This is a genomic window from uncultured Lutibacter sp. (genome assembly GCF_937891065.1).
Lineage (GTDB): Bacteria > Bacteroidota > Bacteroidia > Flavobacteriales > Flavobacteriaceae > Lutibacter.
In genome coordinates, this window is record NZ_CALAEQ010000165.1 from 1 (window position 1) to 11960 (window position 11960).

General features: G+C 29.3%; 13 protein-coding genes. 2 read left to right on the forward strand and 11 right to left on the reverse strand.

From position 1 onward, the window contains the following. Positions 1 to 42 precede the first annotated feature (42 nt). From Q0352_RS09220 to Q0352_RS09260, 9 genes are all read right to left on the reverse strand, one after another. On the reverse strand, positions 43 to 975 hold the full coding sequence (locus tag Q0352_RS09220; RefSeq protein ID WP_299526935.1) for a peptidylprolyl isomerase: 933 nt from the start codon (positions 973 to 975) through the stop codon (positions 43 to 45). Positions 976 to 1333: 358 nt separating this feature from the next. Further along, the gene (locus Q0352_RS09225) at positions 1334 to 2206 is read right to left on the reverse strand and encodes a nucleoside phosphorylase (protein ID WP_299526937.1); all 873 of its coding nucleotides are present in this window, start codon (positions 2204 to 2206) and stop codon (positions 1334 to 1336) included. 4 nt (positions 2207 to 2210) lie between these two features. Next, positions 2211 to 2561 carry a translation initiation factor gene (locus Q0352_RS09230; RefSeq protein ID WP_299526939.1) on the reverse strand — a complete coding sequence of 117 codons (351 nt, stop codon included), beginning with the start codon at positions 2559 to 2561 and terminating at the stop codon, positions 2211 to 2213. 41 nt (positions 2562 to 2602) lie between these two features. Beyond that, a complete protein-coding gene (locus Q0352_RS09235; protein WP_299526941.1) occupies positions 2603 to 2773 on the reverse strand; it encodes a gliding motility protein GldL in 171 nt (56 codons plus the stop codon). After that, positions 2770 to 3717: a 2-oxoglutarate and iron-dependent oxygenase domain-containing protein gene (locus tag Q0352_RS09240; protein WP_299526943.1), complete on the reverse strand. Its 948-nt coding sequence runs from the start codon at positions 3715 to 3717 to the stop codon at positions 2770 to 2772. Before Q0352_RS09240 ends, Q0352_RS09235 begins: the two co-directional genes overlap by 4 nt. 37 nt (positions 3718 to 3754) lie before the next feature. Further along, entirely contained in the window at positions 3755 to 4450 is a 696-nt protein-coding gene (locus tag Q0352_RS09245) for a DUF6048 family protein (protein ID WP_299526945.1), read from the reverse strand. Then, positions 4416 to 4874 carry a DUF6452 family protein gene (locus Q0352_RS09250; protein ID WP_299526947.1) on the reverse strand — a complete coding sequence of 153 codons (459 nt, stop codon included), beginning with the start codon at positions 4872 to 4874 and terminating at the stop codon, positions 4416 to 4418. Before Q0352_RS09250 ends, Q0352_RS09245 begins: the two co-directional genes overlap by 35 nt. Positions 4875 to 4881: 7 nt before the next feature. Then, positions 4882 to 6291, reverse strand: coding sequence for a 23S rRNA (uracil(1939)-C(5))-methyltransferase RlmD (gene rlmD, locus Q0352_RS09255; protein ID WP_299526949.1), 1410 nt, complete (start codon positions 6289 to 6291; stop codon positions 4882 to 4884). A gap of 75 nt (positions 6292 to 6366) precedes the next feature. After that, the gene (locus tag Q0352_RS09260) at positions 6367 to 6798 is read right to left on the reverse strand and encodes a c-type cytochrome (protein ID WP_299526951.1); all 432 of its coding nucleotides are present in this window, start codon (positions 6796 to 6798) and stop codon (positions 6367 to 6369) included. A gap of 246 nt (positions 6799 to 7044) precedes the next feature. On the opposite strand from Q0352_RS09260, the gene rocD reads away from it, so the two are divergent. After that, on the forward strand, positions 7045 to 8280 hold the full coding sequence (rocD, locus tag Q0352_RS09265; protein WP_299526953.1) for an ornithine--oxo-acid transaminase: 1236 nt from the start codon (positions 7045 to 7047) through the stop codon (positions 8278 to 8280). A gap of 45 nt (positions 8281 to 8325) precedes the next feature. On the opposite strand, the gene Q0352_RS09270 is transcribed toward rocD, so the two are convergent. Then, entirely contained in the window at positions 8326 to 10152 is a 1827-nt protein-coding gene (locus tag Q0352_RS09270; RefSeq protein WP_299526955.1) for a DEAD/DEAH box helicase, read from the reverse strand. A 97-nt stretch (positions 10153 to 10249) separates the two neighbouring features. Further along, positions 10250 to 11638 (reverse strand): hypothetical protein, encoded by a 1389-nt coding sequence (locus Q0352_RS09275; RefSeq protein WP_299526957.1) that lies wholly within the window; start codon positions 11636 to 11638, stop codon positions 10250 to 10252. Positions 11639 to 11805: 167 nt separating this feature from the next. On the opposite strand from Q0352_RS09275, the gene Q0352_RS09280 reads away from it, so the two are divergent. Further along, positions 11806 to 11960, forward strand: a 155-nt coding sequence (locus tag Q0352_RS09280; RefSeq protein ID WP_299526959.1) for an ATP-binding cassette domain-containing protein, incomplete at its 3' end; no start/stop codon positions are given.

Genomic DNA, 11960 nt, shown 5'->3' on the forward strand with positions numbered 1-11960 from the left:
TTTAAATCAATGCTTTTTTAATATATTATATTTAAAATTATTCTATTTTACATTCATCAACTCAACATCAAAAATAAGTGTTGCGTCTGGAGGAATAACACCACCTGCACCTTGAGTACCATATGCTAAATTTGAAGGGATTACAAAGCGAGCTTTATCTCCAACTTTTAATAATTGGATTCCTTCATCCCAACCAGATATAACTTGGCCAATTCCTAATGTGAAATCTATTGGTTGTTTACGAGGATAAGATGAGTCAAAAACAGTTCCGTCTAATAATTGACCTTTGTAATGTACTGAAACCATTTTACCTTTCTCAGCTTTTGTACCACTACCAGTTTGTAAAATTTTATAGCGTAACCCACTTGGAGTTTCGTTATAACCAGCAGCAATTTCATCCATAGCTTTTTTGGTAGCATTCTTAGCGTCTTCTTCTCTTTTAGCTCTTGAACCTTCAAAAACTCTAAATGCTTCAACTGCATTAAATTTTTCAGCTTGTTCTCCAACTCTAATTATTTCAATTGACTCTAACATGTCATTTTGAGCAATAGCATCAACAATATCTTGACCTTCCAAAACTTTTCCAAATACAGTATGTTTATTATCCAACCAAGGAGTGGCAACATGTGTAATAAAAAATTGACTTCCGTTTGAAGCAGGTCCAGAGTTTGCCATTGATAAAACTCCAGGAGAATCGTGTTTTAAATCAGGGTGAAATTCATCATCAAAACTGTAACCAGGTGATCCTGTTCCAGTTCCTTGTGGGCAACCACCTTGAATCATAAAATCAGCAATAACTCTGTGAAATTTTAAGCCATTATAGTAAGGAGTCCCTTGAGGTTTAGAATTGTTTTCTAAATTTCCTTCAGCTAAAGCAACAAAGTTTCCAACTGTTCCTGAGGTTTTTTCAAACTCTAAATTTACAAGTATTGCACCTTTTGAGGTGTTAAATTTTGCGTATAATCCGTTATCCATTTTCTTATTTTTTTAAACGTTGCAAATATACATACTTTCATTTAAAATAAAAGTATAATGATTACTTATTCAAATCTTTCAAATGAGTTAGGTCTTATTTTAAAAAAGAAAAATCCGCTATAAAGCGGATTTAAAAGTGTTTTATATTTATATGATTTTTAGACTTCTGCTAAAGTGTTTTCAGTGGTTGATTGTTCAATTTTTTGAGCATCACTAGTTAAACCGCATCCTTTTTTTGAAGAGACGCAAGATGTAAACATAATTAAAGCTAAAGCTACGAAAAGTATATTTATAGATAATTTTTTCATAATAGTTTGGGGTTTATTAAGTTAATAACGTTGTAAATATATAAATTATTTTACAAAGCTAGTTTATCTAATGTGTAAATTATTAATTCTTCTACTGGTTTATAAGGATTTGGACTAAAAGTTCCATTAGCTCTGTTAGCAATAATAGCATTCATAGAACATGCATTATGCCCTAAAAGCTTTGCTAACCCATAAATCGCAGAAGTTTCCATTTCAAGATTGGTAATCTTTGTTCCATTAAATTCAAAATTATCTATTTTATTATTTAATGATGGGTCTTCAATTGGTAAACGTAACACTCTACCTTGTGGTCCGTAAAAACCAACGGCAGTTGCAGTACATCCTAAAAACACTTTATCACTTACAAGTCTATCTTCAAGTTCTTTGCTGTTTTCTACAATATAAGGACGAGCTTTTCTTGGGCTCCAGTTGGTATGTTTTATAAAAGCATCTTCAAATTCAGCATTTAAAATATGTTCACAATCATATGAGTGAATCACACCATCAAGTCCTAATCCATATTTTGCCAATACAAAGCTATCAACAGGAATATCACTCTGCAACGAACCAGAAGTTCCAATTCTTACAATATTTAATTGAGTAAAATCCTTTTTTATGGTGCTCGTTTCTAGATCAATATTTACTAAAGCATCTAATTCGTTAATTACAATATCTATATTATCGGGACCTATTCCAGTAGAAATTACGGTAATACGTTTGCCTTTATAAGTTCCTGTAATAGTTCTAAATTCTCTTTTCTGAATGTCAAATTCAATAGAATCAAAGTGTTTTGTTACAATAGGAACCCTATTTTGATCACCCACAAAAATGATATTTGTAGCTAAATGTTCAGGTTTTAAATTTAGGTGGTAAATACTACCATCTGGATTCAGAATTAATTCTGATGCTGCTATTTTTGTCATAATTTTATCCGCCTACGCGTTTTACGTTGTATCCTTCTTTTTTAAGGATCTCCATTATTTTATCTCTATAATTTCCTTGAATTATAATTTCGTTGTCTTTTACACTTCCGCCAACGCCACATTTAGTTTTTAGCATTTTCCCAAGTGATTTTAAATCATCTTCACTACCAACAAAACCTGTAATTACGGTAACTGTTTTACCACCTCTTCCTTTATTAGAAAATAAGGCTTCTAAAAACTGTTGATTAGGAGTTAAGGTTTCTTGATTTTCTTGTTTCTCAAATTCAAAATTATCATTTGTAGAAAAAACAAAACCTCCTAAATCTTCTAAACTCTTTAATTTTTTTTTACTCATTTTTATTGAAAAAGATAACTATAAAATTACAAAAATATTTTTTACTTTTTCAACTTTTTCCAAATAAATAGTAAGGCTGCTAATATTTCAAAAACAAGACCAATAGCCATTATTAAATTAGATTGAGACCAATTAAAAAATTTCGAAATTGCTCCAGCTAAAATTAGAAAAACACCAAATGTAAATAATGAAATTACTTTTTTTGTGATCATTTAATAAGTCCTAAATCTCTTAATCGTTCATTTAAAAACTCACCTGCTGTAATATCATCATACACCTTTGGTCTTAATTCATTGATGCATTCAGGAAGGCAATTAAGTGACATTTCACTAATTGGATGTGTAAAAAAGGGTATAGAATAGCGAGATTTATTCCAGTCTTCACGAGGTGGATTTACAACTCGATGTATCGTTGATCGTAATTTATTATTAGTTAATCTCTCTAACATATCACCCACATTAATAACTAATTGTTCAGGAAGCGCTGTAACAGGTATCCATTCTCCTTTTTTATTTTGAACTTCTAAACCTGAAGCTGATGCTCCCATTAAAAGTGTAATTAAATTAATATCTCCATGGGCAGCTGCTCTAACAGCTCCTTTTGGCTCGCCTTGGATTGGAGGGTAGTGGATTGGTCGTAAAATACTGTTGCCATTAATAACATAGTTATCAAAATAAAATTCATCTAAACCAATATATAAAGCTAATGCTCGTAATACGTATATTGCTGTTTTTTCTAGCATTTTATAAGTTTCCATTCCAACTGCATTGAAATTTGGAACTTCGTTAACTACTACATTATTCGGGTATTCAGCTTTTAATTTATCATTATTAACTACCTCTTGTCCAAAATGCCAAAACTCTTTTAAATCACCTTGAGTTCTTCCTTTTGCACTTTCTTTTCCGAAAGAAGTATAACCTCTTTGACCACCAATACCTTCTATTTCATAGGATTCTTTTACTTCATTTGGTAAATCGAAAAAGTTTTTAACTTCTTTATATAAATTATTAGAAAGCTCATCGGTTAAAAAGTGACCTTTTAATGCTACAAAGCCTATTTCTTCGTAAGCTTCCCCAATTTCTTTTATAAATTGTTGTTTTTTCTCTGGATCTTCAGATAGAAAATCAGATAAATCTACACTTGGAATATTCTTCATAAATAATTAAATTAGTAAAACTTAAAAGTACAAAAATTTATTTATCCTTTTTAATAATAGGGATAAGGTAACTTAAAGTGTAATTAAAGCCAACTCCCTTATTATTTAGAAATACACGGTTAAAACCGGGAACTTGAAGATTTTTAAAATTATCAGGATCGGTTGTGCTTATCAAATTGTTGAAACTAACACTTACACCTAAATATAAATTATTAAAAGTTTCAACTTTCATTCCGAAAACAAATTCAACCCAATGCGCATTTAAATCCTTAAATTCTGAATTTGGTTCTAATGCTTCAGGAATAAAGTAAGTACCATATACATTTGGAGTGTAACTATTTAAAGTTTGGTTGAATAAACTGAAGCCATATCTTAAACCTATATAAATTTCATTACTCATTCCAATCCAATTTTCGTAGGCATTATAATTAAAACCTGCTTTTATGTAAGAACCTTTTGTTGTAAAATTTAAATAATCTTCATTGGTTGTTTTATCCAAAAAGCCTAATTCAACAGCAGCATAGTAATTTCTTAAAACTCTAAAATCAGTAACTATTTCTAGTCCTTTATTTTCAGTTTCAAAAAATGAATTTATGGGTCTGCTTAAATCAACACCAATTCTAAGACCGTATTTTTCTTTGTTTTTTATAGTATCTTGTTCTTTTACCTGAGAATTTACAGTTATCGTAAATAAAATACTAATGAAAAATAGAAATATGTGCCGCTGTGTCATTTTCAATTATTGTGTTGTTAATATTTATATTTTTTATCCAATTTATTGAATTATTATCAATTTGTAAGTTCTCGAAAATTGTTTTGTAACCACAAGAACGAGAAACAAAAACATCTTTTCTATCATATATAAACTTTATAGTATCCTTGCTAGAATTGTTTTCAATAATATAAGTTGTACTGTTTTCATTCAAATTCAAAGGAATGACAATAGAATCAATTGATACGCTTTTATATTGTTCAATTCCATTTTTGTCAAGAGCCCAAACAGAATCTAAAAGTACATTTTTTACATCAGTTTGAATATCATTATTATAAAAACGAATCACTAAACTTGGAGTGGTAGTTTCAATACATATATCATCTTTTTCACAACTTAAAAAGGTTAAAAGTGACACTATAATTACAGTAATATACTTTTTCATTATTTGTTTATTTTAATTCTAAAAGCACTACGTTTTCTACATGAAAAGTTTGTGGAAACATATCTACAGCTTGTGTTTTTATAATTTTATATTGTTCTTTCATTAATGATAAATCACGTGCTTGTGTTGCAGAATTACAACTAACATAAACAATTCGTTTAGGTAAAATTTCTAATATTTTAGCTACAACATTCTTATGCATTCCATCTCTTGGTGGATCCGTAATAATAACATCTGGTTGACCATGAGTTTTAATAAATTTGTTATTGAAAACATCTTTCATATCTCCTGCAAAAAACTCAACGTTATTAATGTTGTTTAATTGTGCATTCAGTTTAGCATCTTCAATAGCTTCAGGTACAGATTCAACACCTATAACTTTTTTAGCATTTTTAGCAACAAATTGTGCAATAGTTCCTGTCCCAGTATAAAAATCGTACACAACTTCATTACCCGTTAAATTTGCAAAATCACGAGTGATTTTATACAATTCATAAGCTTGTACAGAGTTTGTTTGATAAAAAGATTTAGGGCCAATTTTAAATTTTAGACCTTCCATTTCTTCAAAAATATGATCTCTTCCTTTGAATAAAATTATATTTTGATCATATAAAGTATCATTTCCTTTTCCATTTATTACATATTGAAGAGATGTGATTTGTGGAAATTCTTCAGATAGTGCATTTAGCAATCCTTCACGTTTTTCATTTTCTTCTTTAAAAAATTGAATAACAACCATTATTTCACCAGTTGAAGAAATACGAAGCATAATTGTACGTAATAAACCATCCTGCTCTCTTGGATTGTAAAAGTCTAATTCGTTTTTTATACCGTAATCTTTAATGAAATTTCTAATTTGGTTTGAAGGTTCTTCTTGTAGGTGGCATTTTTTGATATCTAATATTTTATCCCACATTCCTGCAATATGAAAACCACATGCATTTTTATTGTCAATTTCTTCATCAGAATTTATTTCTTCTAACGTTAGCCAACGGCTATTTGAAAAAGAAAATTCCATCTTATTTCTATATAAATACGTGTTTTCACAGCCTAAAATTGGAGTAACTTCAGGTAAATCTAAATGTCCAATTCTAATAAGATTGTTTGTTACTTCTTTTTCTTTGTATGCTAATTGATGCTCATATGCCATAAATTGCCATTTACAACCACCACAATGCTCAAAATGTTCACAAGCAGGTTCAACTCTTTTATCAGAATATTTATGAAATTTAATTGCTGTACCTTCAAAAAAGGCTTTACTTTTTTTCCCTGTTCTAATATCAACAATATCACCAGGAACGGTGTTTGTTAAAAAAATTACACGTCCGTCTGGAGCTTTTGCAACCGTTTTACCACGTGCTCCGGCATCAATTATTTCGATATTTTCAAAAATAGTTGGTTTGTTTCTTCTACCCATTTTGCAAATGTACCATTTTAACATAAAAAAAGCACCCCAATATATGGGATGCTTTAAATATTATTATGAGTTGACTTATTTTACGCTTCTCATATAAGCAGCTATTGCCGCTAATTCATCACCAGACATGTCTTTAACAAAACCATCTAGGTTAGCTTTCATAATTGCAACCTGACCTGGATCAGTGTCAACAATTGCAGGTGATTCTCCTTTTAAGAATTTTACCATATTTCCGTTTTGTTCAGCATAAACTTTATTGATATCCTTTATTGAAGGGCCAATAATTTTCATATCAGGATTATGACATGTAGCACACGTTTTTTCAGTAAATAATTTTTTACCTAGTTCAAGATTATCAGCAACAACTTCAGTAGCAGCATCTTTAACTTCATCTTCTACAGTTTCAACAGTTGTTTCAACTTCTTTTTTTACTTCTTCTTTTTTCTTTTCACCACAGCTTACAAAAAATAAGGCAGCTAAAGCTAATACAAATACCGATTTTTTCATTTCTTATTATTTTTATTTAAATGTATTTACAAATTTATTCAATTAATTTCAATGTTTATGTGATTTTTATAACAAAATTTAAAAGTAATGAATACGTTATTTCTTTTGGAAAGAAGTTTACTCTTAAAAATAAAAATTAAGCAAGTGAATTGTGTTTAAAATATTTTGTAATTTGCGACCTGAATTAGGATGATTTCTCTCCAATAAGAAGGAATTTAATAATTTCAATTTTTAAAATTTACAAAGATGGTTTTAGATAAAATCTCATCAGAACAAGCAATTAATTTAGAAGATAAATATGGTGCACATAATTATCATCCATTACCAGTAGTATTAAATAGAGGAGAAGGCGTTTATGTTTGGGACGTTGACGGAAAACAGTATTACGACTTTTTATCTGCGTATTCAGCAGTTAATCAAGGGCATTGTCACCCTAGAATTATTAAAGCTTTACAAGATCAAGCAAGTACTTTAACATTGACTTCAAGAGCATTTTATAATGATGTTCTTGGAAAATATGAAGAGTATGTGACTAAGTATTTTGGTTTTGATAAAGTATTACCAATGAATACTGGTGCTGAAGCAGTTGAAACTGCAATAAAGCTGTGTAGGAAATATGCTTACGAGAAAAAAGGAATTGCTGAAAACAAAGCAGAAATAATTGTTTGTGAAAATAATTTTCATGGTAGAACAACTACTATTATTTCATTTTCAAATGATGAAGATGCACGTAAGAATTTTGGGCCTTTTACAGCTGGTTTTATTAAAATTGAATATAATAATTTAGAAACTTTAGAAAAAGCTTTAAAATCAAGTAATTCTATTGCAGGTTTTTTAGTTGAACCTATTCAAGGTGAAGCAGGTGTTTATGTTCCTTCTGAAGGGTATTTAGCAAAAGCAAAAGCATTGTGCGAAAAATATGACATTTTATTTATTGCTGATGAAGTACAAACAGGTGTTGCAAGAACAGGGCAATTATTAGCTGTTGATCACGAAAATGTAAAACCAGACATCTTAATTTTAGGAAAAGCCCTGAGTGGTGGTGTGTATCCGGTTTCGGCTGTTTTTGCGAATGATGATATTATGAATGTTATAAAACCAGGACAACATGGTTCTACATTTGGTGGAAATCCTTTAGCATGTGCAGTGGCAATTGCAGCTCTTGAAGTTGTGAAAGATGAAAATTTAGCTGAAAATTCTGAAAAATTAGGAAATCTTTTTAGAAGTGAATTACAAAAGTTTATTGATACTAATGATTTAATTAAATTAGTAAGAGGTAAGGGTTTACTAAACGCAATTGTAATTAATGACACTGAAGATAGCTCAACTGCTTGGGATATTTGTTTGAAATTAAGAGATAATGGTTTGCTTGCAAAACCAACTCACGGAAATATAATAAGATTTGCACCGCCTTTAGTAATGAATGAAGAGCAATTGCTAGATTGTATTTCAATTATAAAAAAGACAATAACAGAATTTTAAACATAAAAAAAAGCAGCCAATTGGCTGCTTTTTTTATTTATAATATTATCTCTTTCTTCTTTTTGAGCTTTTTTCAGTTGAACCAAAAGCACTTTTAGAATCAGGGCGTTTTCTTCCAAATCCACTAAAATCACCTTCAGGCTTTCTATCTCTGCTTCTTTTTCTATCGCCACCGCCACTTCTTCTGTCTCCTCTATCACTTGAGCTTCCACCGTCTCTTCTTCCTCCGCTTCTTCCTGTGCGTTTTTTCTCAGTAATTTCAACATTTACATTTCTACCTTCAAAATCAGCACTATTTTCTTTGAACGAAGCAATAGTTTCTTCTTGATAATTTTTATCTAACTCAAAGAATGAAAATGTATCTAAAATTTCAATTTGTCCAATTTCAATGTTTTTAGCAATTTTTTGGTCATTTATTAAACCAATTAATCTAGCTGGGTTTAAATTGTCTTTTCGTCCAATATTGATAAAGAAACGAGACATGTTTTCATCATCTCTGCGTTTTCCTCTTGTGTCAGAACCTCTATCAGAACCCCTCATTTGATCGCTGTCATTTAAGTCAGGAGCATTTTGGTAATAGGATAGGAATGTATTGAATTCTAATGAAACAAATCGTTTTATTAATTCTTCACGATCTAAACCTTCTAATTTCTCATAAATTGATGGTAAAAAATCGTTTATTTCTGTATCATTTACTTTAATGTCATGAACTTTGTCAATTAGTTTTAATAATTGATTTTGGCAAATTTCTTTTCCAGTTGGAACCGGAGTACTCACGAATTGTTTTCCAATTAAACGTTCAATTGGACGAAGTTTTCCTTTTTCTCTAGATGTAACTATTGCAATAGAGATACCAACTTTACCAGCACGACCTGTTCTTCCACTACGGTGCGTGTAAGATTCCATTTGGTCTGGTAGTTTGTGATTGATAACGTGTGTTAAATCATTTACGTCTAATCCTCTTGCAGCAACATCAGTTGCAACTAATATTTGTAAGGTTTTGTTACGGAATTTCTCCATAACACTATCACGTTGAGCTTGAGATAAATCTCCGTGAAGTGCATCAGCATTGTAACCATCTTTTATTAATTTATCGGCAATTTCTTGAGTTTCTCTTCGAGTTCTACAAAAAATGATGCTATAAATATCTGGATTTACATCAGCAATTCTTTTTAAAGCATTATATCTGTTTCTTTCTGAAACTACATAATATTGATGTGATACTTGGTCTGATCCTTTATTTTTTTCTCCAGCACTAATTTCTACTGGCTTGTGCATATAGTTTTTTGCAATACTTTCAACTTCTCTTGGAAATGTTGCAGAAAATAATAATGTTTGCTTTTCTTTAGGTGTTACGGCTAAAATTTTATCTAACTCATCTTTAAAACCCATATTCAACATTTCATCAGCTTCATCTAAAATTAGCCATTTAACGTTTTCAAGTTTTAATTGCTTTCTGTTAATTAAATCAACAGTTCTACCTGGTGTACCAACAACAACATGAACACCTTTTTTAAGTTTTCTTACTTGTTCATCAATACTTGCTCCACCATAAACAGCAGCAACATTAAAGCCTTTCATATATTTTGAAAATTCTTCAATATTCTTAGCTATTTGTAGTGCTAATTCACGTGTAGGTGATAAAATTATAGCTTGGGTATCCTTACTATTAACATCAATTTGCTCTAATATTGGTAAACCAAAAGCTGCGGTTTTTCCTGTTCCAGTTTGTGCAAATGCTTTTAAATCTGCTTTTGAAGCAAGAACTTGAGGAATTGCTTTTTCTTGTATTTCTGTAGGATTTTCATATCCCAAATCAGTTAAGGCCTTAATGATATTTTCATTAAGCCCTAAGTCTTTAAATGTAGTCATTCTGTATAAATTATTGATTTACAGATGCCCATCTATAAACCGGTTAAAAAACGTGCAAAGGTACATTAATATTTAACGCAACCAGTAAAAAAGAAAATTATTTTAATTTGTTTAATTCTGAATTCAATTTTTTAGAATCTAAGTATGTGAATCCATTTTTAACTTCACCATTATTATTAATGATAATAGTTCTTGGATAATTGCTTGTTAGGTAGTTATGAGCAAAACTATCTTTGGTTAATTTGAATTGCTTTGTGATATTTAGTAATTTTAAATTGGGTTCAGTTGTAATATCTTCAACAGAAGTTTCCATATTGATACCAATAAATAAGATGTTTGGGTACCTTTTTTCTAAATATTTTATACGACTCACTAAATAATCGGAAGACATATAGGCAGTTGACCAGAAATAAATGACAGAATTTTGACCTTTAGTTATATCATTAATAGTTGAATTAATATTGTTATAAGATACTATTTCAAAATTATGTAAAGGTTCATTATTTGAAACAAACTTACTATCATTTACTAAATTCTTAACTTGTGAAATATATAATTGATTATTGCAATTTTCTAAAAATATGTCTAAAGCTTTCTGATTAATGCTACATGTAGATTCGCTATTGAAAAAATCATTCACAATAAATTTTTTCAATAATGTATTTTTAAATTTATTGGAATTAATATGTTCAGTAGCTGAATTTAAAATATTAACAGTAATGTTATTTTTTGAAGAATCATTTTCTTTAAGTTGGTAGCTTAAGTTGTATAGGTAGCTAACAACGTAATTTTGATATGGGTAAAATGAAGTTAAATTCTCTTCATTTAAGCTAATGCTTTTTCTGTAATTGTAAAAATTATCTGATATTATTGGAAATTTATCTAATCTATGATACCTTTTATTATAATAAGGATACATTTCTTTTAATCTATATAGAGGATAATGAATTGCAGTCGATGTTAATTTTTTAAAACCTTCTGAAATCTCATCCTCAGTAGTTAAAAAATCATTATAAATAGCCATTCGTTCATTTGAAAGTGAGTCAATTTTTCTTTGAAAATCAGGTTCATTTAATCCAAAATATTGATATATTTCTCTTTCTTCTTTTACGTTTTGTAAAAATAAATTAATCAAAAATTCGTTTTTACTACTTCCTTTCCCGCTATAAACTAATGATTCATCAAAATCCCAAGTATTAAGTCTTACTAAAATGCTATCAGTAGGTTTTAAATAAATATATTGAAATTCATTACCATGTTTAAAGGTGTATAGCCCTTCATTTAATGAATTATAATTATTTAAAAAACGATTGTTTTTATCTAGTAATAAGGTGTCAATTACTTTATCATCTTTTAAAAAGAGAACAAAATTTGTTTTAGGGTTAATAATTTCTCCTCCGAAATAAGTTTTAGAGCTATCATCTTTAATAGCTGTTTTGCAACTAAAAGTTAGAATTGCTAGTATGACACTGATTATGTATTTCATTGAAATTTTATTAAAAACAAAAATACGTACAACTTAATTGCTAGCTTGTTAATGAGATGTTAAATATAAATATGGTTTCTTAAAATTGATATAAATTAACATTAAATTAAAATTTGGGAGTGAATCTAATTTATTACTTTTGCAAAAATTTAAAATAAATATAGAGAATGCTTTCAGTATCAAATTTATCTGTTCAATTCGGTAAACGTATTTTGTTTGACGATGTTAATACTAAATTTACAATAGGAAATTGTTATGGAATTATTGGAGCCAATGGTTCAGGTAAATCCACTTTTTTAAAAATTATTTCTGGTAAACAAGA

Excerpts from the sequence above, each read along its gene's own strand:
- Q0352_RS09220 (WP_299526935.1), bottom strand. The coding sequence starts at position 975 with ATGGATAACGGATTATACGCAAAATTTAACACCTCAAAAGGTGCAATA.
- Q0352_RS09225 (WP_299526937.1), bottom strand. The coding sequence starts at position 2,206 with ATGACAAAAATAGCAGCATCAGAATTAATTCTGAATCCAGATGGTAGT.
- Q0352_RS09230 (WP_299526939.1), bottom strand. The coding sequence starts at position 2,561 with ATGAGTAAAAAAAAATTAAAGAGTTTAGAAGATTTAGGAGGTTTTGTT.
- Q0352_RS09235 (WP_299526941.1), bottom strand. The coding sequence starts at position 2,773 with ATGATCACAAAAAAAGTAATTTCATTATTTACATTTGGTGTTTTTCTA.
- Q0352_RS09240 (WP_299526943.1), bottom strand. The coding sequence starts at position 3,717 with ATGAAGAATATTCCAAGTGTAGATTTATCTGATTTTCTATCTGAAGAT.
- Q0352_RS09245 (WP_299526945.1), bottom strand. The coding sequence starts at position 4,450 with ATGACACAGCGGCACATATTTCTATTTTTCATTAGTATTTTATTTACG.
- Q0352_RS09250 (WP_299526947.1), bottom strand. The coding sequence starts at position 4,874 with ATGAAAAAGTATATTACTGTAATTATAGTGTCACTTTTAACCTTTTTA.
- rlmD (WP_299526949.1), bottom strand. The coding sequence starts at position 6,291 with ATGGGTAGAAGAAACAAACCAACTATTTTTGAAAATATCGAAATAATT.
- Q0352_RS09260 (WP_299526951.1), bottom strand. The coding sequence starts at position 6,798 with ATGAAAAAATCGGTATTTGTATTAGCTTTAGCTGCCTTATTTTTTGTA.
- rocD (WP_299526953.1), top strand. The coding sequence starts at position 7,045 with ATGGTTTTAGATAAAATCTCATCAGAACAAGCAATTAATTTAGAAGAT.
- Q0352_RS09270 (WP_299526955.1), bottom strand. The coding sequence starts at position 10,152 with ATGACTACATTTAAAGACTTAGGGCTTAATGAAAATATCATTAAGGCC.
- Q0352_RS09275 (WP_299526957.1), bottom strand. The coding sequence starts at position 11,638 with ATGAAATACATAATCAGTGTCATACTAGCAATTCTAACTTTTAGTTGC.